Below are 19,770 nucleotides of genomic sequence, written 5' to 3' on the forward strand. Positions count from 1 at the left end.
TTGAACTCGGCGTGCCTGAAGGTTCGACTCTCGGGCTCTGAGTGTTCGACTCTCGCGTGAGTCGAACACTCAGGTCGGGTGTGTCGAACGTTCAGGTGGGGCGAGTTCTACGTTCGGGTCAGGGGGCTAGTTTGCGGGCCAGGTCTTCGGCGTCGGGTAAGCGGAGGTCGCGGTAGAGCTGTAGGGCCGCGAGCCAGTGGGGTCCGGCCGCGGTGGGACCTTCGGCCTGTTCCAGGACGTCACCGATCGAACGGTGGCACAGGGCCTCCTGGTAACGGTCGCCCAAGCGGGTCGCCAACGCCAGGCCGGCGCGGTAGTACTCCAGGGCCTCGTCGGCACGGCCCAGTTGCTGCGACGCCGTGCCCACGGTGTGCAGGGTCGCGGTGTGCGCCTTGGACAGCGCGGACGGGAACAGGCTCAACGCCTCCGTCGCGTGCCGCAACGCCTCCTCCGGCTGGTGCTTGCGCAGCAGCACGTTGGCCAGGTTGTTCTGGATGCTCGCCTGCGACCGGTTGTCCCCGACCTCCCGCGCCACCTCCAGCGCCTCCAGGATCGTCGCCTGCGCCCGGTCCAGCTGGTCGTCGGCCATCAGGCAGTAACCGAGGTTCGCCAACGCCGCCAGCTCCAGGTGCCGGTCGCCATCGGCCAACGACGCGGCCGACGTGCACGCCTCGATCGCCTCGTCGATCCGCCCGAGATCGGCCAGGGTCGAACCCAACCGCAGCAGGAACGTCGCCTCCGCGTGCCCGTCACCCAGCTCACGCACCGCCGTCAACCCGATGCGGCACAACGCCAACCGGTCCATCCGGTTGCCACGCCGGAAGTGGAACGCGTCCAGGCACAACGCCAGCTGCCACGTCCGCTCCCGCAGTCCGTGGTTCAACGCGATGTCCAGCGCCAGCCCCAGGTTCGCCTCTTCCAACGTGAACCAGTCCAACGCCGCCGCGTGCGACGACAGCTCCGGGAACGACGCGGGCCGGTGCTCGGCCGGCCCGAACGGCCGCACGTGGTCGGACAGGTGCGCCCGCGCCCGGTCCGCCACGTGCAGGTAGTAGTCCAGCAGCCGGTTCGTCGCCACCTGGTTGTCCACTTCGGACTCGGTGGCCGCCAGGTGGTGGGTGAACAGCCGCACGAGGTCGTGCCGCGAGTACCGGTCGGGCGTCGACTCGTGCAGCAGGTTCGCGTACGCCAGGGTGCGCAGGTGCGTGCGGGCGCTGACCACGTTGATGTCCAGCAGCGCCGCCGCCGTGTAGCTGTCCAGGTCCGTGCCGGGGTGCAGCCCGAGCCGCCGGAGCAGCCGCGCCGCGCCCTCGGGCAGTTCCCGGTAGCTCACCGCCAACGCCGCGTGCACCCCGCGCCCCGCCTCCGGCAGCGACAACGCCGACAGCCGCCCCTGCTCGTCACGCAGCTCGTCCACCAGCGACTGGATCGTCCACCGGGGCCGTGACGCCAACCGCGCGCCCGCGATCCGCAACGCCAACGGCAGCCGGTCGCACAGCTCCGCCAACTCGGCCACCGCGTCCGGCTCCTGCTCGATGCGCTGACGTCCGAGCAGAGCCGCCAGCAGGTGCTCGGCGCTCTCCTCCGGCAACGTCGGCACGTGCAGCGAGGACGCGCCCTCCGTGACGACCAGGTCGTCCAGCCGGTGCCTGCTGGTCACCAGCACCAGGCACCGCGCCGAACCCGGCAGCAGCGGCCGGACCTGCTCGGCCGAACGGGCGTTGTCCAGGAACACCAGCACCCGCCGTCCGGCCAGCAACGACCGGTACTGCGCGGCCTGGTCCTCCAGGTCCACCGCGATCTGCGAGTCGGTCAGCCCCAACGCCCGCAGGAACCCGATCAACGCCGTCCGCGGGTCCAGCGGCTCGGTCTCGTCGAACCCGCGCAGGTTCACGAACAGCTGCCCGTCCGGGAAATCACCGGCCACCCCGTGCGCCCAGCGCAGCGCCAACGCCGTCTTGCCCACCCCGGCCGGCCCGACCAGCAGCCCGATCGCCGAGTCCTGCCCGCTCAGGCTCGCACCGAGGTCCGACAGCTCCAGCTCACGCCCGACGAACCCTCGGTGTTCGCGCGGCAACTGGGCGGGCGCGCGTTCCACCGGCGCCGCAGGCGCGGTGTCACCGGCCAGCACGGTCTGGTACGCGTCACGCAACTCCGGACCCGGGTCCACGCCCAGCTCGTCGGCCAGCCGTTCCCTCGTCCGGTGGAACAGCGCCAACGCCTCGGCCTGCCGCCCGGTCCAGTGCAGGGCCAGCACCAGCCGCGAGACCAACGCCTCGCGCAACGGGTTGGCGTCCACCGCGTCACGCAGCCCGGACACCGCCTCCGCCGCACGGTCCAGCCGCGACAGCCGAGTGGCCAACTCCTGCACGGCAACCAGCCGCAGCTCCTCCAGCCGTGCCGACACCGCCTCGCGCAGGTTGTCGCCCGGCACGTCGGCCAGCACCGGACCCCGCCACAACGCCAGCGCGTCCTGGAGCAGCTTCGCGGCCTCCTCGTCGGCGGCGTCACGGGCGGTGGCCAGCAGGTCCTCGAACCGGAACACGTCGACCGCCGCGCGTTCGCCGGTCAGCACGTAACCGGGCGCACGGGTGACGAGCGCTACACCGTCGGCCAGGACCTTGCGGAGTTGGGCGATATGTCCTTGAAGGGCGGCTTTCGCCTGCGGCGGGGGTGAGCCGTCCCACACCAGGTCGAGGAGCCGGTCGCCGGACACCACCCGGTTCAGTTCGAGCGCGAGCGCCGCCAGGACCGTCCGCCGCTTGGCCGCGCCGAGCCGGACGGTTTCCCCACCTGCGGAAACCAGCTCAACGGGGCCGAGCAGGTTCACCCGCATCCGAAGCCCTTTCGGCGTTGTCACCGTGTAGTCGAAGAGTTTCCCACAGTTGCCACCACCCTCCGGAGAGTCGCGCCCCCCGCCGCGCCGGGTCCGCGTTGGGGCGGCGTTGGCCGGGCGTTGGAGGACACCGGGAACGTGGGTTTCGTCCAGCAGGCTGCCTTCGCGAGGGATACCGATGTACATCGCCGAACCCGGGGATGAAGTGGCCCCGCCCCAGGAGGTCCCGACCGTGAACGGTCAGGTCGTGGCACTCCAGGAGACCGTGAACTCCGGCCGGGTGTCGCTCGATCCCGCGACCGGCGAAGAACTGCGCAAGATGCTCCTGGAGCAGATCGACCAGGTCGACTCGTGGCTGGAGCGCGCCGGTCGGCTCGCCCGCCCCGCGCCGATCGGCGCGAACCCGGTCGGCGACAAGCTGGCGCAGAAGTTCGAGTCCCGCGCCGAAGGCGACCCGCGGTCGTTCGTGGCCGTGATGACCGCCTACCGCGAGGTCTTGCAGCAGACGCACGACTCGGTGCAGAGCGCGATCCGCAACTTCACCACCGTCGACGAGGAGCACCGCTCCGAACTGACCAGGCTGAGCGGGAACTGAGAGGGCTGGCGACGATGGCGGAGCAGCGGCTACAGCGGGACGTGGAGATCGACCTGGTCCTGACCGACACCCAGAACTGGGCGTCCCGGTCGCACCGCGAGCTGTACGACGCGGTGCACAACAACAACGACCCCGGCCAGACCGGTGAGATCGGCTCGGAGTGGGGCCAGTTCGGCACCGAGCTGACCGAGGCCGCGCGGCTGATCAACGAACGGGTCGCGGTCAGCGAGTCCGGCTGGACCGGCGACGCGGCGGACGCGGCGCGGCTCGCGATCAAGGGGCTGGCCGACTGGGTCACCCACACCGCCGAGACCGCGGTCGAGGTCGGCAAGCGGGTGCAGGACGAGAGCCAGATCATGGAGAACGCGCGGGCCAGCATGCCCGAGCCGGTCGAGTTCGACTGGGACCAGGCCGCCGGGACGTTCACCGCGGGCGGCATCTCCGGGCTGGCGAGTTCCGCCGCCGACGTGCAGGCGGCCAACGACAAGGCGCGGGCGTTGCACGAGCACGCCGTGACCGTCATGAGCACGATGGAGAAGGAGTCGCGGGCGGTCGACCAGACCACGCCGCAGTTCAGCGCGCCGTTCAACCCGGTCACCGGGCGGACCGAGGAGCCGAAGCTCATGCTGGCGCGGACCGCGTCGGCGCCCACGTTGGGTGACGTGGCCGACAGCGGGAGCGCCGGCGGCGGGGCCACGGCCACGCGGCCTTCGGGCTACATGGCGGCGGAGCCGCGGCAGATGACGGCGTTGCAGCCGATGGAGAGCACGCAGGCTTCGCAGCCCGTGCAGCCGGCTTCCACGCAGACGTCCGGGTACACGCCGGCGGCCCCGGCCGCGTACCAGCCCGGTGCCGGGTCGTACTCGGGTGGCGGTAGTGGCGCCGGCACGTACGCGAGTGGCGCGATGCCGGCCAGTCCGACGATGCCCGCCACTCCGGCGACCCAGGCGACTCCGATGTACCGGCCGGAGGGGACCACGGCTGCCGCCGCGGCGGCTCAGGTGCCGGTGGCGAACCCGTACACGCCGCCGTCCGGTGCCGGGTACACGCCGTCCGGTGGTAACTACACGCCGCCTGGTGGCGGGTACAACCCGCCCGGCGGCGGGCAGGTGCCGGCGTACCAGCCGGCCAACCCGAACACCGTGCCGCGTCAGGGCGGTGGCACGTTGCCGCCCGGTGTGAAGCCGCCGAACTACATCCCGGCCGGCAGCCCCGGCACGCCTCCCGTGACCGGCACGCCCGGCGGTGGCGGCGGCGGTGCCGGTGCTGGGCGGATGCCTGGCGGTGGCATGCCTCCGGGTGGCTTCGGCGGCGGTGGCGGTGGCTTCGGCGGTGGCGGCGGTGCCGGTGGGTTCGGCCCGACGGGATCCGGTGGAGCCGGTGGTGGCGGTGGCTCGATGGCCGCGGGCGGTTCGACCGGCGCGGTCGGTGGTCAGGGTGCGCGTGGCCCGATGCCGGCCGGTGGTTTCGGTCCCGGCGGTGCGGGCGCGGCGTCCCCGATGGCCGGTGGCGCGCCGATGGGTGGTGGTGCGCCGGCCGGTGGTCAGCAGGGCGAGGACAAGGAACACCGGGCCGCGGCGTACATCCGCGGTGAGGACATCTTCGAGGTGCCGGGCGAGAACCTGCCGCCGTCGGTGATCGGTGGCGCGAAGCCGCGCAAGAAGGGCGACCAGCCGTGATCGAGCCGGAGTTCGTGCTCACGCCGCGTGAGCTGGACGTGCTGTGGCACCACCTCGACCTGGGCCGGATGCCGTACCCGTTGGACGTGCCCAGCCACGGTGCCACCGAGGAGGAGCGCAAGCGGTTGCGGGAGGAGGTGCTCGCCGCGTACGGCGAGCTGGACTCCCGGCTGGTGGGGCTGCTCCGGCTGCTCGGCAACCACGAGGTGGCGATCGACGCGGTGGCCCACGTGGACCGCGCGGTGCGTGCGGTGGCCGTGTCCAACGGTGAGCGCGGTGCGTTGGCGGTGATCGACAGCGGTTCGGTCGGCGTGCTGGAGATCCGGCCGACGGCGTTGGCGCGGTCGATCGTCGAGGTGCTGCCGGAGGGTTCGGCGGGGCCGGGCAGCGCGTTGTCGCTGCGGCTGGAGACGTTGAACGCGGCCGTGGCGATGCAGGACGAGCAGCAGGACGACGACGAGGACGACCCGTGGGGCAGCGGCGAGCTGGACGAGCGGGAGGCGTTGCAGAAGGCCGGGTTGTCGCGTGAGGACGCGACGGTGGTCAGCGAGCTGGCCACCAGTCGGGTCGCGGGCGGTCAGTTCGGGGTCACCGTAGGCGGCGGCTACCGCCGTGAACGGGCCGGCGCGCTGATCACCTGGTTCGACACCCACCAGGGCCGGTACCTGATGGTCCACGAGGACGGCTGGCTCAGCCTCGCGCCGACCGACAACGACCGCATCGCCACCCGAATCGCCTCAGTCCTCTCCACCGTCTCCTAACCCCCACCCAAACGCAGGACACACCACCGCTGAACGTAGGACACACCCGTGTGTCCTACGTTCAGCGGTGGTGTGTCCTACCTCCAGAACGCGTGTGTCCTACCTCCAGAACGCGAGAGTCGAACGTTCAGGTGGCGAGAGTCGAACGTTCAGGGGCCTTGAGTTCAACGCTCAGGACACGCGACTCACGGGGTCTGGTGCGGTGAATTAGGGGGAGCGCAAGGGTTCCCGAACGGTGGACCGGGGTTGAGCGGGGTGTGGGGCGTTGCCATGCTCGGGACGTGACCCAGCCACCCGTCGTCGGAGACCTGCTCGAAGAAGCCCGCTGGTTCACCACGCCGACAGCCGCAACGCCGGTAGCCGCGAAGCCAGTGGGAGCGAAGCCAGTGGGAGCGAACCGATGACCGACCTGCGCGCCGCACTCCGCGACTTCCCCCAAGCGGTCGGCATCGTGACGGCCACCGGACCGGACGGCCCGGTCGGCGTCACGGTCAGCTCCTTCACCTCCGCCAGCATGCACCCGCCGCTGATCGTGGTCTGGATCGGCGAAGGCGCGTCGGCCTGGCCCGTCCTGCGCACCGCACCGCTGTTCGCCGTGCACCTGCTGCACGCCGGCCAGACCGCCCTCTCCGACCTGTTCGCCCGCACCGGCTCGGACAGGTTCGGCCCGGACACCGACTGGCAACCCGACGTGGACGGCGTGCCGCACCTGCTGGACGCCCCGCTCCGCCTCGTCTGCCGCACCGCACGGCGGATCGCGGTGGGCGATCACGTCGCCCTCGTCGGCGAACCGCTGGAGATCCAGCACTCCACCGGCGCACCACCGCTGGTCCGCTTCCAGGGCCGCTACACGTCCGTCGCCTGACGATCCCGGAACCGCTCCAGCCGCGAGTAGTTGTCATCCCCGCGCCTGCCTTCCACCGCCGAACGCACCAACCCCAAGGGGCACGACGTTCGAGGCGGAGTTCTCAGCTTCTCGAGAACACCACGGCATTCCTGGGGTTGCAGGAGCACATCGACGCGGTGATGAGCACGATCAATGGACGAGCTCATCCAGAACGGCGCTTACCAGGCCATCCTCGACAAGTGGGGCACCACCGACTCGGCGATCCCGAAGTCGCAGATCAGCCCGCCCGAACTCACCTGAACAACCCCCGACCCGTCTCGAATCACCTCGACTCGCCTGAACGAGTGACCACCCCTCATGTGAGCAACGCAAGCTTGATCGTCTTGCCGCACGCACGCCGATGGCCAGTAAGCTGAATGGGACCGGCGGTCCACCTTTACACCATTCGAGTGACAATGGGCCGGAAATGCGCACGTCGGAGTATCGCGGTGATCTGCTCGCGCGACACGACGACGACAGGGTGACCCGCGACGATTGGCCCGCAGAGCTGAATGAAGATGGTCGAACAGGCAGGTGCGGCGAGACTCGGTGACGATCCCGGTGAAGTCCGGGCCGAGTTCGCGCGCCGCTGGGCCGCCGCCATCGCCCCGACCGTCCCGTCCACCGCCGACCTGCCAGGTCCCCGGCTGGAGGAACTGCTCGCCGGGTTCACCACCGACCTGCACGCCGCGCTCCGGCGGCAAGCGCCGACAGCGCAACGGGTCGGCCGCGGGCTGGTCGAGCACGGTCTGGTGGCCGCGGAGACGTTGGAGCGGACGCTCGCGTTCGTCGGCGAACACCTGCTCACCGACTTCGACCGGCCCGACGAGACCCGGCACGCGATGGCCGTGCTGGGCGCGCTCGCCGCCGGCTTCAGCGACGCCCTGCGCGACCGCACGCTGGCCGAGCAGGAGCAGATCCGGACCGACGCGCTGAAGTCCGCCCGATCGGCCGAATCGGCGTTGCGAGCGGGTGAAGCGAAGTTCCGCGCCGTGTTCCAGACGTCGGCGTTGGCGATCGCGGTCTCCGACGTCGACGGCGTGATCCTCGACTGCAACGACGCGCTGCTCACCCTGCTGGACCACACCGCCGAGGAGTTGATCGGGTCGGTCAGCCGCGATCTGGTCCACCCCGACGAACGTGCGCTGGTCTCACGGGCCGCCGAGCAGTTGAAAGCCGGTCACGAGCACGTGCGCACGGAGACGCGGCTGGTGCGTGCCGACGGCGAACTCGTCGACGTGCACATCGCGCTCGCCCTGTTACGCGATGACGACGGCGAGCCCGCCTACTACGTGACGATGATCGAGAGCCTGGACGAGGTGCGGGCGCTCCAGTCGCAGCTGCTGCGGCAGAGCCTGAACGACATGCAGACGGGCCTGGCGAACCGGTCGCAGTTCGTCGGCTGGCTGGAGGGCGCGGTCGGCGCCAGGGGACCCGCCTCGCTCGCGCTGGTCGTGTTCGACCTCGACGGGTTCCGGGTGGTCAACGACGCGTTCGGGCACGACGTCGGCAACCTGATCCTCACCTCGGTCGCCGGGCACCTGCGGTCGGTGTTCGACGGGGTCGGGCAGCTGGCCCGGATCGGGCCGGACGAGTTCGCCGTGCTGATCCACGACCCGGCCGACGTGCCGACGGTGGTGTCGCTCGCCGAGGCGGCCGTCGAACTGCTCGCCGAACCGGTGTGGGTGGGCGACGACGGCATCGGCGTGACGGCCAGCGTCGGCATCGTGGTGCAGCCGGCGCGCGGCGCGGACGCGGCCGAGCTGCTGCGGTGCGTCGACCTGACCGTGCGGTGGGCCAAGGACGACGGCAAGGCGCAGTGGGCCCTCTACGACCAGGGCCGTGACCAGCGGGAACGGGCGCGGTTGCGGTTGGTCGCGTCGATCTCCGGCGGGCTGGAGCAGGGTGATTTCCGGGTCGACTACGAGCCGGTGTACTCGCTGGCCGACGGGTCGCTGCTGGCCGTCGAGGCGCGGTTGCGGTGGGACCACCCGACCGAGGGCCTGCTCGACCCGCAGACGCTGGCGTCGCTGTCGACGTGCACCGGGATGGCGGTGCGGCTCGGCACGTGGGCGATCGGGCAGGCGTGCGAGGACGCCGGCCGGTGGCACGCGGAGTTCGGCGCCGCCGCGCCCGTGCTGAGCATGGATCTGAGCGCCCGGCAGGTCCAGGAGCCGGAGCTGGTGGCGACCGTGCGGCGGGTGCTGCGGGAGAGCGGCCTGCCGGCGCGGATGCTGCAGTTCGAGCTGGGTGAGCAGCTGCCCGCGTTGATCACCGACGACCAGGCGGACGAGCTGACGTTCCTGGCCGACCACGGCGTGCGGCTGGTGCTCGACCGGATGGGCGGCGGCAACGTGCCGGTGGACCGGTGGCGGCGGATCCCGTTGAGCGGGCTGAAGTTCCAGGGTTCGCCGGTGCAGGGGTTGGCGGAGGGCGCGAACCGGGTCGAGGAGAGCGCGGCCGTGGCGCTGCTCACGTGGGCGCGGACGTTGGACATCACTCTCTACGCGTCGGGCGTGCGGACGGAGTTCGAGGCGCGGCGGCTGGTGGAGCTGGGTGTGACCGGGGCGCAGGGGCCGCTGTTCGGCACGTCACTGCTGACGTTCGACGAGGTCGCCGCGATTCTTGGCAAGTCCTGATGGGACGCTCAGGCAGTTCATAGGGTCGGGGTCGACGCTGAGGTCATGACACAGGACTTCCCCGCGATGCGCGGGTCGTTGGAGGAGCGGGCGCCGTTCTGGCGGCGGCGCACCGGCACGGTCGTGACTTCGGCGGCGCTGGTCGCCGCGTTGTTCGGCGGGGTCACCGGTGGGGTGGTCGGCGCGTTGAACGCGTCGGGCTCCGAGGTGGCGTCCGTGAGCAGTCCGGTGGCGATGAACGCATCGTCCACTTTGGACGTTTCGGCGATCGCGGCGAGCGTGCTGCCGAGCGTGGTCCAGGTGAACGTGGTGTCGGCGCAGGGGCAGGGCATCGGTTCCGGCGTGGTGCTCACCCCGGACGGGCGGATACTGACCAACAACCACGTGGTGGCGGGCGCGCAGCGGGTGTCCGTGACGTTGAGCGACGGGCGGACCGTCGACGCCACCGTGCTGGGGACGGACCCGTCCAGTGACCTGGCGCTCGTGCAGGCGTCCGGGGTGAGCGGGCTGAAGCCGGCGAAGTTCGGCGACTCGGACCAGGTGAAGATCGGTGACCAGGTCGTGGCGATCGGCTCGCCGGAGGGCCTGCAGGGCACCGTCACGTCGGGGATCGTCAGCGCGTTGGACCGCACGGTGACCGTGCCGGGGACGTCCAGCGGCCGTCGCGGCTCGTCGTCGGTCAGCTACCAGGCGATCCAGACCGACGCGTCGATCAACCCGGGCAACTCGGGCGGGCCGCTGATCAACGCGGCCGGTCAGGTCGTCGGCATCAACTCGGCGATCTACTCGCCCGCGTCGGACAGCGGTGAGGCGGGCAGCGTGGGCATCGGCTTCGCGATCCCGTCCAACCAGGTGCAGCAGATCATCAACCAGCTGAGCTAGTGCTCAGGTCATCAGGTCGAGCCGGTGCCGTCCACGCGACTGCGGTTCCGGGTGGCGTGACGGGTGGCGTGACGGTTCCGGGTGGCGTGACCGACCGCGCGTTCGGCCACGCCACCGGGAACCGGTGTCACATCAACCACTGTCACATCACCATTCGGGGCGCAACGGCATGTGCGACGTGGTCCCGTCCAGCTTCACGCCCAGCACCTGGTGCAGCTGGATGTTGTTCCGCTCGAACCCCAGCCGGGACGCGGCCAGGTACAGCCGCCACACCCTGGCCCGGCCCAGCCCCACGTCGGCGACCGCGTCGTCCCAGTGCTCGTCCAGGTTCGCGCACCACGCCGCCAACGTCTTGGCGTAGTGCTCGCGCAGGTTCTCCTCGTGCCGCACCTCGAACCCGGTGTCGTGCATCAACGACACGATGTGCCCCGGCCCGACCAGCTCGCCGTCCGGGAACACGTACCGGTTGATGAACCCGCCGGTCCGCGCCGGCTGCTTGTTGTCCGGCCGCGTGATGCAGTGGTTGAGCAACCGCCCACCGGGCCGCACCTTCCCGTACAGGGTGCGGAAGTACGCGGGCAGCTTGGCCTTGCCGATGTGCTCGGTCAGGCCGATCGAGCTGACCGCGTCGAACCCGGTCTCCCGCACGTCCCGGTAGTCGAGGTACCGCACCTCGGCCAGGTCGGACAGCCCGGCCTCCACGATCGCCTTCTGCGCCCACTCCGCCTGGTTGCGCGACAACGTCACGCCGAGCGCCTTCACGCCGTACTCGCGCGCGGCGTGCATGACCATGCCGCCCCAGCCGCAGCCGACGTCCAGCAGCCGCATCCCCGGCTTCAGCCCGAGCTTGCGCGCCACCAGGTCGTGCTTGGTGAACTGCGCCTCCTCCAGAGTGGACTCCGCCGTGGGGTACACCGCGCAGGTGTACGCCATCGACGGCCCGAGGATCCACTCGTAGAACGTGTTCGACACGTCGTAGTGGTGCGCGATCGCCTCGCGGTCACGCGACTTGGAGTGCCGCAGACCGCGCAACCGGCGCTCCTGCGGCGGCACCGGCACCTTCGTACCCAGCCGGGTGCGACCGAGGGTCGCCAACAGCTCCACCCGCTCGCTCCAGGGCACCTCCCTCAGCGACATCTCGGACAGGTGCGTCAACGCCCCGTACACGTCACCGATGATCTCCAAGTGCCCGGTCACGTACGCGCGCGCGAGCCCCAGCTCACCCGGCGCCGATGCCAGGTACGACAACGCCTCCGGTGTGCGCACCTCGATGCCCACACTCGCGTCGGCCGGCCCCGCCTGGCTGCCGTCGTACGCGCTGAACCGCACGGACGCGTCGCCTCCGACCGCCCGCTGGAACACCTCCGCCAACCGCATGGCCCCGGCTCCCTTCACCTACGGAGAACACACTTGGCGTACAAATCGGGCAGCCGGCCCGCCGGGTCGTACCGCTTCTTCAGGTCCTGGTACGTCGGGCCGTTGTAGTTGTCCCAGAACTCCTCCTCCTCGTAGTACGAGTCGGAGTACAGCGACTTGTGCCCGCTCAGTTCGGTGACCTTGTCCTCGATCAGCCGGTTCCGGCTGCCCAGCTCCTCGTCCGGCCGCAACGACACCGTCGACCAGAAGCCGACGTTGACGTACAGCACGTCCGCGTCCATCGGGTACAGCGGCCAGCCCGTCCGGCCGCCCTCGTCCCGGCTCCTCAACCTCACCGGGCACAGCCACACCGGGCTGATGCCGATCTCCCGGTGGAAGAAGTCCAGGAACTCGGCGAGCCGGTCGACCGGGATCTCCACGTCCTGGATCACCGGCTCCTGCACCGCCTTGTTCAGCCGGTCGGACAGCTTGTGCCGCCGGTCCCACGCCACCACCTTGCGGTAGACGTCGGACCGCAGGTACCGCTTGGGGACCAGCCTGCGCACGACCGGGTGCTGCACGCCGAACGCGCGCGAGCACCAGAACCAGTCGGTGTCCCACCGCCACAGGTAGTCCCGGACGGTCAGGTAGTCGGTGCGGCGCTGCTGGATCGACCGGTAGTAGATGTGGTTGCCGGTGTAGTCCGACGTCCACGGCGCGGTGTCGGCCCAGTTCCCCAGCGTCAGGTACTGCTCACCGCCGGAGAACACCGTCCCGTCCACGAAGTCGACCGGTTCGCCCTGGTAGGCGCCCTCGGCGCAGACCGCGGAGATCACCTCGGCGCACTCGGCCGCATTGCCGAACGGCACGTGCCGCAGCCGCACGAACGGCTTCACCGGCTCCAGTTCGATCTCCAGCCGCAACGCGTAGCCGAGCGTGCCGTAGGAGTTCGGGAATCCGCGGAAGAGGCCACCGTGCAGGTCGTCCTGGGGATGTGTCACCACGACCTCGCCGTCGCCGGTCATGACCTCCAGCTCTCGCACGGACTCGTGCGGCAGACCGTTCCGGAACGAACTGGACTCGATACCGAGGCCGGCCACCGCCCCGCCCAGCGTGATCGTCTTGAGCTGCGGCACGACCAGTGGCATCAGGCCGTGCGGCAGGGTGGCGTCCACCAGGTGCTCGTAGGTCGTCATGCCCTGCACCTGCGCGGTGCGCGCGGCGGCGTCGACCGACAGCACCTTGTCGAACCGGGCCACGTCGAGCCCACCCGACTGGTCGGCGCGGAACCTGAAGAGGTTCGACGTCGACTTGGCCAGGCGCACGGGAGCGCCCGCCGGGATCGCCGCGTACTGGCCGCGCAACGCGGCCACCGCCTGGGCATGGCCCGATTCCCAACGCTCATGACCGTGATCCCTCACCGGGACGACGTTAGGCCGCCGGAGCTTGATCAGCACCCCCAATTTGGCTGGTTTCCAAGTTACCCACGGGTAGTACCCTCGGTGACTATGACCCACACCACTCACGAGGTGACCAACCAGGTCCCGCCGCTGGAAGGTCACGACGTCTCCGCCGACCAGGTGCTGCTGGACGGTCTGCACCGCGGCGGAGCGGGGTGGGCCGAACCGGAGCTGCGCGCGCTGGGCGTCCTCGCGGGCACCGCGCACGTCCAGGCGCTGGGCAGGCAGGCCAACGCGCACCCGCCCGTGCTGCACACCCACGACCGGTACGGGCACCGGATCGACGAGGTCGAGTTCCACCCCGCCTGGCACGAGCTGATGGGCACCGCCGTGTCGAACGGTCTGCACGCGACGCCGTGGCGGGACGACCGGCCGGGCGCGCACGTCGCCCGCGCGGCCAAGTTCATCGTGTGGAGCCAGGCCGAGGCCGGGCACGGGTGCCCGATCTCGATGACCTACGCGTCCGTGCCCGCGTTGCGCCAGACGCCCGCGTTGGCCGAGCGGTTCGAGCCGCTGCTCGCGTCCCGCGAGTACGACTTCGGCCTGCGCGCGCCCGAGACCAAGCGCGGGCTGCTCGCGGGCATGTCGATGACCGAGAAGCAGGGCGGCTCGGACGTGCGGGCGAACACCACGCGGGCCGTGCCGGAGGGCGACCACTACCTGTTGACCGGGCACAAGTGGTTCACCTCCGCGCCGATGTGCGACCTGTTCCTGACCCTGGCGCAGGCGCCGGGCGGGCTGTCCTGCTTCGTGGTGCCGCGCGTGCTGCCGGACGGCACCCGCAACGCGATGTTCCTGCAACGGCTGAAGGACAAGCTGGGCAACAAGTCCAACGCGTCGTCCGAGGTGGAGTACGACGGCGCGGTCGGCTGGCTGGTCGGCGAGGAGGGCCGGGGCGTGCGGACCATCATCGAGATGGTCAACCGGACCAGGTTGGACTGCGTGCTCGGCACGACGGCCGGGATGCGGCTGGGCCTGACCCAGGCCACGCACCACGCGGCGCACCGCAAGGCGTTCGGGGCGTACCTGATCGACCAGCCCGCGATGCGCAACGTGCTGGCCGACCTGGCGGTGGAGTCGGAGGCGGCGACCACCGTCGCGCTGTGGCTGGCCGGGAACCGGAGCCGGCTCGGGCTGGCGGTGACCAAGTACTGGGTGTGCAAGCGGGGTCCGGCGCACGCCGCCGAGGCGTTGGAGTGCCTGGGCGGCAACGGGTACATCGAGGACTCGGGGATGCCGCGGCTGTTCCGCGAGTCGCCGCTGTCGTCCATCTGGGAGGGGTCGGGCAACGTCGCCGCGCTGGACGCGCTGCGTGCGCTGGGACGGTCGCCCGAGGCCGTGGAGGAGTTCTTCACCGAGGTGGACGCGGCGCGCGGCGCCGATCGGCGGCTGGACGCGGCGGTCGACGGGATCAAGGATGAGCTGTCCGACACCGGTGACCTCGAAGTGCGGGCGCGCAGGCTGGTGGAGCGGATGGCGTTGGCGTTGCAGGGGTCGCTGCTGGTCAGGCACGGGCACCCGGCCGTCGCGGACGCGTTCTGCGCGTCGCGGCTGTCCGGTGACCGGGGCGTGGCGTTCGGCACGCTGCCGCGCGGCGTGGACTTCGGTGCGATCGTGGAACGGGGGCTGCCGAAGCTGTGAGTTCGGTACGGGTGGAGCGCTCGGGGCCGGTGTTCACCGTGCTGCTGAACCGGCCCGCCGTGCGCAACGCGGTGGACGGCCCGACCGCGCACACGTTGACCGAGGTGTTCCGGGAGTTCGACGAGGACCCGACGGCGGCGGTGGCCGTGCTGCACGGTGAGGGCGGCACGTTCTGCTCGGGTGCGGACCTGAAGGCGCTCGGGACCGCGCGCAGCAACGACCCGCGGTCGCCGTCCGGGCCGATGGGGCCGACGCGGTTGCGGTTGTCGAAGCCGGTGATCGCGGCGGTGTCCGGGCACGCGGTGGCGGGTGGGCTGGAGCTGGCGTTGTGGTGCGACCTGCGGGTGGCGGACTCCGACGCCGTGTTCGGGGTGTTCTGCCGGCGGTGGGGCGTGCCGCTGATCGACGGCGGGACGGTGCGGTTGCCCCGGTTGATCGGCGCGTCGCGGGCGATGGACCTGGTGTTGACCGGTCGGCCGGTGGCGGCGGACGAGGCGCTGGACATCGGTCTGGTGAACCGGGTGGTGCCGTCCGGGACGTCGCGCACGGCGGCCGAGGCGCTGGCGCTGGAACTGGCCGCGTTCCCGCAGGTGTGCCTGCGGGAGGACCGGATGTCGTTGCTCGAACAAGAGGACATGTCCGAGGAGGACGCGCTGGCCAACGAACTGGAACACGGCCTGATCTCCCTGAGCGAAGTGGAGAAGGGTCTCCGCCGCTTCCACGCGGGCGAAGGTCGCCACGGCCGCTTCCAGTAAGAACCACTCTCTGTCCGACACGACAACCCGAAAGTGGGAACCGCTCCGGCATAAGCGTGAATGCCGGTCTTTGCAGCGGCGATCAAGAACGCGCACCGCTATTGTCCGGCCCGTCCACAGTCGGCAGGCAGCACCCGAGGTGTGAATGGTCGTCAACTTCCAGCTGCGCGACCTGATGCACCCACTGGACCGCTCGGCCCGCACGGCGCTGGAGTCGGTGCCGCTGCTGCAAACCGCGCTGACCGCGTACGCGAAGGTCTACACCGACCGGGCGTGGCGGCACTACCTGCTGTCCAACGCGGTCCGGCTCGGACCCCGGCAGCTGCCCGAGTACTACCGGATGCTGCCGCCGATCTGCGACGCCCTCGGCATCCCGATCCCCGAGATGTACCTGATGAGCGGCGAGCCCAACGCCATGACGGTGGGCGTGGACCAGCCGATGATCGTCTTGTACAGCCGGTTGCTCGAAAGCCTGGACGAGGACGAGATCCGGGCGGTCATCGCGCACGAGTGCGGACACATCGCGTTCAAGCACGTGCTGTACCACGACATGGCGACCCGCTTGGCCAACGAGGGCCTGGGGCTGCTGTCGAAACTCCCCATCCCCGGTGTGAAGCAGCTGGGCGACGTGGCACTGTTCGCGGTGGAGGAGGCTCTGCTGAACTGGCAGCGCAAGAGCGAGCTCTCCGCGGACCGCGCCGCCGCGGTGTGCGCCGGCGGCCCGGACCCGATGAAACGCGCGATCTTCCACCTGGTCGGCGTCCCCAAGTGGCTGCCGGGTGACATCGACTTCGCGGAGTTCGAGGCGCAGACACAGGACTTCGACGCCTTCAAGTCCAACTCCCTGTGGAACAAGATGATCGACCGCGCGGTCCAGCAGTCCGTGGTGACGCACCCGATGCCGATCGCCAGGGTGAAGTACCTGCACGACTGGACGCGCTCGGACTCGTTCCGCATCCTCACCGGCGCCGTGGAACACCGGCGCCTGCAAACGGGTGCCCGCTGCCCGCACTGCAATGGCCAGGTGCAGCAGGATTGGCGCTTCTGCGGGGTCTGCGGCACCGCCATCACACCGACGCCCGCGCTGGAAGGCCGGAGTTTCCCGGCGGCACTGGAAGGTCCGGTCGAATGAGCCTGCTCAAGACGGAGCGGATCGTGTCCGGCGCGATCGGCGACCTCATGCCGGTGGCCCAGCGGGTCATGATGCACTTCCGCGGTCCCGGCCGGGAGGTGACGGGCCAGCCGCGGATGGCCGCCGCGAACCACGGCTGGTACGTGCCGCCGAGCTGGGAGATCAGCATCCACGCGCCCACGTTCCGGGCGATCGGCCAGCACCGGGGCGCGTTGAAGATCGAACTGCTGCCCCAGCTGGGCACCACGATGATCAGGGTCTCCGCCGGGGTCTTCGGTTTCCCGACCGGCACGGAACAGCTGACGTGGAAGGTCAAGCTCGGTCAGTTGTGGCGGGAGATCAAGCAGTCCGAGCTGCACGACGACGCGCTGCTGGTGTGCGAGGAGTACCTGTCCGAGGCCGCGCTCAAGGCGGGGCAGGACGGCTTCCCACCCGCGCAGATGATGCTGCCGCCCGGCCAGCCGCCGCACGGCCACCCCGGCTACGCCCAACCACCGGGGTACGCGCCGCCGCCGGGGTACGCCCAACCACCCGGCTTCCCGCAGCCCGGACCGGCGTGGGTGCAGGAACCACAGCAGTTCCAGGCCGTCCCACAACCGCAACCGGCGGCCCCGACACCACCCGCCGGCACCGCCTTCTGCTCGCAGTGCGGAGCCCCGGCAGCCGCCGACGCCCGGTTCTGCCCATCCTGCGGGGCCAAGCGCGGCTAGGACGTCCGGCCGGGCGCCAGGAGCGGGACCACGGTGGCGATCGCGTGCCCGAGCGCACCCTGGACCGTGTTCAGCGGGTCCGTGTGCCCCGGTGTCCCCGAATCGGGGCTGATGCCCGCGTTGCGCGTGATCTCGCGGTGCGGTGCGGCGAGGGCCCGACGCAGCACACGGCCCGCCGGCGACTCCGACGGCAGCCGGTCGCCCACCGCCCGCAGCGCGGCCCCGGCGCCCGCCACGACACCGCCGTTCGCGGCGGCCCGCGCGATGGCCAGCGCCCGCACGGCGACCGGCAGTCCCGCGGGCTCGACCCGGACCACCGCGCGTCCGGTGTGGGCCGGCGTCGGGGTGTCCGCAGAGTTGTTCGCCGGGTGCGCAGGAGCGGTCGCCGGGGTGTTCACGGGGGTGTTCCCGGCCATGACCGTGGTCGTCGACGCCGTCACGAGCGCCCGGTAGGCGTGACCGGGACGGGTGCCGTCGCGGCTCGCGCCCGTCATGGCGGCCAGACCGGCGAGGACGGTCTCGGTGTTCGCCCCGCCGGGGAAGATCACGGTCACCTGCTGTGCCGCGAACATCAGCCGTCGCGCGAGGTAGGGCGGTAACTGGGGAGCCACGACCAGCAGCGGCCGGCCCCTGATCGCCGGATCGGCGCCCAACCGGGCGGCGTCGACCTGCCCGGTGGCCGAGAGGACCACCGCCGGGTCGTCCAGGATCACCGGGGTGGCGGCGGCGTTGGGTGCCAGCAGTTTCGTCGTGAAGGTGAGCCTGCTGGTCAGCTCGACCTCCACACCGTCGTCCGACGCCAACCCGACCTCGACGTTGGCCGCACCGGCGCGCTCGATCGCCGCGGCCGTCTTCGTGGCGATGTCGGTGGGTCCCAACGCGGTGACCAGCACGCGCTCGAACTCCGCCGCGGTGCGCACCGGCACGGCGAGGCCGATGAGCGACACGAGCAGTTCGTCCGCACACCGCTGGAGATCGTGCACGAGGTCGTCCGGATCGGCACCCGCGGAGATCTCGCGAACCGCCTCCGCCAGGATCTCCCCGGTCAGCAGCGCCGCGGTCGCCGCGCCGTCCCCGAACTGCCGGCGCATCGTCTCCGTCAGCTCCCGCAACGGGCCGCCCTCGGTGATCCGCACGGCGTCACCCCGGCCGCCCGGTCCGATCGTCCGCCGGATCGCCTCGGTCACGTCCGCCAGCCCGGTGAAGGCACCGGGGTCGATCGGCCTCACGACCACCCGCGGCCGGGACTTGCGCACGGGCTCCGACGGCGCTCGCCAGGCACGGTTGCGGACGAGTTCGAGCCGCCCGGCCGTGTTGGTGCCCATCTGCTGCGGCCGGGGGAACCGCCCGAGCACCATCTTCCGCAGCACCTGCTCGTACAGGTCGCTCATCCGCAACCGCTCCGGGCCTTCCACGACGCCCTCGCGGAGCACCTCGATCAGGCCGCCGGTGAACGCCGTGTGCCGTGCGCCCAGCGGTGCCAGCGAAGGCGAGTTCTTCGGCGACGACGTGAGCACGTACGTCCCGTCGATGTCGAGCTGACCGGCGACCAGCGAAGCCGGGTCCGACATCGTGCGCAGGGCCCGGCCGCTGAAGCAGCAGTCGAGCACCACGACCAGCCTGCGGGCCGCGGCGTTGCGCATGGCCTCCCGCACCCAGGCGTAACGCAGCCCGGTGAACTTCGGTGACCGCTCGGTCATGTCGCCGACGGCCAGGATCAGCTCCCCGTCGTCCGGGTCCGGCACGCCGTGGCCCGCGTAGTACACGATCAGGGTGTCGGTGGCCTCCCCGGCGACCCGTTCGAGGGTCGCGGCCAGCTGCCGGGCGTCCGACACGTCGGTGGGGACCACGCAGTTCCCGGGAGCGAGCCCCCAGATCCCCGGGTCGGTGAAGGTCGCCGCGAGGTCCGCGACGTTGTTGCGAACCGCCGGGAGCCCTTCCAAACCGGGGTGCGCGGGCGTCGAGTCGACACCGATGAGAACTGCCCGGGACTGCTCCGGATCCGGCAGCCCCTCGATCACCGCAGCTCGTCCGGCGGGAGCACCTCGGAGATCATCCGGACGATCTCGGCCGTGTCCTTCACCCGCTGCGCGTCGAGCTCGATCACCCGGTCACCGGCGGTGATCTTCACCTTGACGTCGCTCGTCCGGTGCCTGATCCAGGTGGCGATCGACCTGGCCACGACGGTGCCGGCGCCACCAGCGCCCAACGCCACCAGGAGCACGTCGGACACGGCGCCCATCTGGCCGGGCGGCACCTCCGCGGGCGCCCAGCGCAACCACGCGGGGCGCACCCCGTCCTCCGCGGCCAGCCATTCGCGCAAGGACCGCAGGTCGGCCTCGGCCGTCTCGATCTCCAGTTCCACCGGACCATGGTTCCGGTCGCGGGCCACCCCCACAACCGGCTGTCACCCGATCGGTCCTGGGTCGGCGGATTGC

Annotated in this window: 15 protein-coding genes; 10 read left to right on the plus strand and 5 right to left on the minus strand. The window is 71.1% G+C overall.

What is annotated here, in order from left to right:
- Positions 1-118: 118 nt before the first annotated feature.
- Entirely contained in the window at positions 119-2,836 is a 2,718-nt protein-coding gene (locus tag FM051_RS53330) for an AfsR/SARP family transcriptional regulator (protein WP_158849860.1), read from the minus strand.
- 232 nt (positions 2,837-3,068) lie between these two features.
- On the opposite strand from FM051_RS53330, the gene FM051_RS31805 reads away from it, so the two are divergent.
- From FM051_RS31805 to FM051_RS31835, 6 genes are all read left to right on the plus strand, one after another.
- Positions 3,069-3,431, plus strand: a complete 363-nt coding sequence (locus FM051_RS31805; RefSeq protein ID WP_238412799.1) for a hypothetical protein — start codon at positions 3,069-3,071, stop codon at positions 3,429-3,431.
- Positions 3,432-3,445: 14 nt separating this feature from the next.
- Complete coding sequence (locus FM051_RS31810; protein WP_158849864.1) at positions 3,446-5,110, plus strand: PPE domain-containing protein; 1,665 nt, start codon at positions 3,446-3,448, stop codon at positions 5,108-5,110.
- Positions 5,107-5,871: an ESX secretion-associated protein EspG gene (locus FM051_RS31815; RefSeq protein ID WP_158849866.1), complete on the plus strand. Its 765-nt coding sequence runs from the start codon at positions 5,107-5,109 to the stop codon at positions 5,869-5,871. Before FM051_RS31810 ends, FM051_RS31815 begins: the two co-directional genes overlap by 4 nt.
- A 400-nt stretch (positions 5,872-6,271) precedes the next feature.
- Positions 6,272-6,736, plus strand: a complete 465-nt coding sequence (locus FM051_RS31820) for a flavin reductase family protein (RefSeq protein ID WP_158849868.1) — start codon at positions 6,272-6,274, stop codon at positions 6,734-6,736.
- A 539-nt stretch (positions 6,737-7,275) separates the two neighbouring features.
- Positions 7,276-9,396 carry a putative bifunctional diguanylate cyclase/phosphodiesterase gene (locus FM051_RS31830; protein ID WP_158849870.1) on the plus strand — a complete coding sequence of 707 codons (2,121 nt, stop codon included), beginning with the start codon at positions 7,276-7,278 and terminating at the stop codon, positions 9,394-9,396.
- A gap of 45 nt (positions 9,397-9,441) precedes the next feature.
- Positions 9,442-10,278 (plus strand): S1C family serine protease, encoded by an 837-nt coding sequence (locus tag FM051_RS31835; RefSeq protein ID WP_158849872.1) that lies wholly within the window; start codon positions 9,442-9,444, stop codon positions 10,276-10,278.
- 147 nt (positions 10,279-10,425) lie between these two features.
- Here the strand turns inward: FM051_RS31835 and FM051_RS31840 are convergent, their stop codons facing one another.
- Positions 10,426-11,655: an SAM-dependent methyltransferase gene (locus tag FM051_RS31840; protein ID WP_158849874.1), complete on the minus strand. Its 1,230-nt coding sequence runs from the start codon at positions 11,653-11,655 to the stop codon at positions 10,426-10,428.
- Positions 11,656-11,669: 14 nt separating this feature from the next.
- Complete coding sequence (locus FM051_RS31845; protein ID WP_238412800.1) at positions 11,670-13,055, minus strand: FAD-binding oxidoreductase; 1,386 nt, start codon at positions 13,053-13,055, stop codon at positions 11,670-11,672.
- 87 nt (positions 13,056-13,142) lie between these two features.
- On the opposite strand from FM051_RS31845, the gene FM051_RS31850 reads away from it, so the two are divergent.
- From FM051_RS31850 to FM051_RS31865, 4 genes are all read left to right on the plus strand, one after another.
- Complete coding sequence (locus FM051_RS31850) at positions 13,143-14,735, plus strand: acyl-CoA dehydrogenase family protein (RefSeq protein ID WP_158849878.1); 1,593 nt, start codon at positions 13,143-13,145, stop codon at positions 14,733-14,735.
- Entirely contained in the window at positions 14,732-15,490 is a 759-nt protein-coding gene (locus FM051_RS31855) for a crotonase/enoyl-CoA hydratase family protein (RefSeq protein ID WP_158849880.1), read from the plus strand. The genes FM051_RS31850 and FM051_RS31855 overlap by 4 nt, the downstream gene beginning before the upstream one ends.
- 145 nt (positions 15,491-15,635) lie before the next feature.
- Entirely contained in the window at positions 15,636-16,622 is a 987-nt protein-coding gene (locus FM051_RS31860) for a M48 family metallopeptidase (RefSeq protein ID WP_158849882.1), read from the plus strand.
- Positions 16,619-17,332 (plus strand): zinc ribbon domain-containing protein, encoded by a 714-nt coding sequence (locus FM051_RS31865; RefSeq protein WP_158849884.1) that lies wholly within the window; start codon positions 16,619-16,621, stop codon positions 17,330-17,332. Before FM051_RS31860 ends, FM051_RS31865 begins: the two co-directional genes overlap by 4 nt.
- On the opposite strand, the gene FM051_RS31870 is transcribed toward FM051_RS31865, so the two are convergent.
- A complete protein-coding gene (locus tag FM051_RS31870; protein ID WP_158849886.1) occupies positions 17,329-19,353 on the minus strand; it encodes a caspase, EACC1-associated type in 2,025 nt (674 codons plus the stop codon). The genes FM051_RS31865 and FM051_RS31870 overlap by 4 nt on opposite strands.
- Positions 19,350-19,697, minus strand: a complete 348-nt coding sequence (locus FM051_RS31875) for an effector-associated constant component EACC1 (protein WP_158849888.1) — start codon at positions 19,695-19,697, stop codon at positions 19,350-19,352. Before FM051_RS31875 ends, FM051_RS31870 begins: the two co-directional genes overlap by 4 nt.
- Between the last annotated feature and the right edge of the window lie 73 nt (positions 19,698-19,770).

It is taken from the genome of Saccharothrix deserti (assembly GCF_009769385.1).
Classification (GTDB): Bacteria; Actinomycetota; Actinomycetes; order Mycobacteriales; family Pseudonocardiaceae; genus Actinosynnema; species Actinosynnema deserti.

Excerpts from the sequence above, each read along its gene's own strand:
- FM051_RS53330 (WP_158849860.1), bottom strand. The coding sequence starts at position 2,836 with ATGCGGGTGAACCTGCTCGGCCCCGTTGAGCTGGTTTCCGCAGGTGGG.
- FM051_RS31810 (WP_158849864.1), top strand. The coding sequence starts at position 3,446 with ATGGCGGAGCAGCGGCTACAGCGGGACGTGGAGATCGACCTGGTCCTG.
- FM051_RS31820 (WP_158849868.1), top strand. The coding sequence starts at position 6,272 with ATGACCGACCTGCGCGCCGCACTCCGCGACTTCCCCCAAGCGGTCGGC.
- FM051_RS31830 (WP_158849870.1), top strand. The coding sequence starts at position 7,276 with ATGGTCGAACAGGCAGGTGCGGCGAGACTCGGTGACGATCCCGGTGAA.
- FM051_RS31835 (WP_158849872.1), top strand. The coding sequence starts at position 9,442 with ATGACACAGGACTTCCCCGCGATGCGCGGGTCGTTGGAGGAGCGGGCG.
- FM051_RS31840 (WP_158849874.1), bottom strand. The coding sequence starts at position 11,655 with ATGCGGTTGGCGGAGGTGTTCCAGCGGGCGGTCGGAGGCGACGCGTCC.
- FM051_RS31850 (WP_158849878.1), top strand. The coding sequence starts at position 13,143 with ATGACCCACACCACTCACGAGGTGACCAACCAGGTCCCGCCGCTGGAA.
- FM051_RS31860 (WP_158849882.1), top strand. The coding sequence starts at position 15,636 with ATGGTCGTCAACTTCCAGCTGCGCGACCTGATGCACCCACTGGACCGC.
- FM051_RS31865 (WP_158849884.1), top strand. The coding sequence starts at position 16,619 with ATGAGCCTGCTCAAGACGGAGCGGATCGTGTCCGGCGCGATCGGCGAC.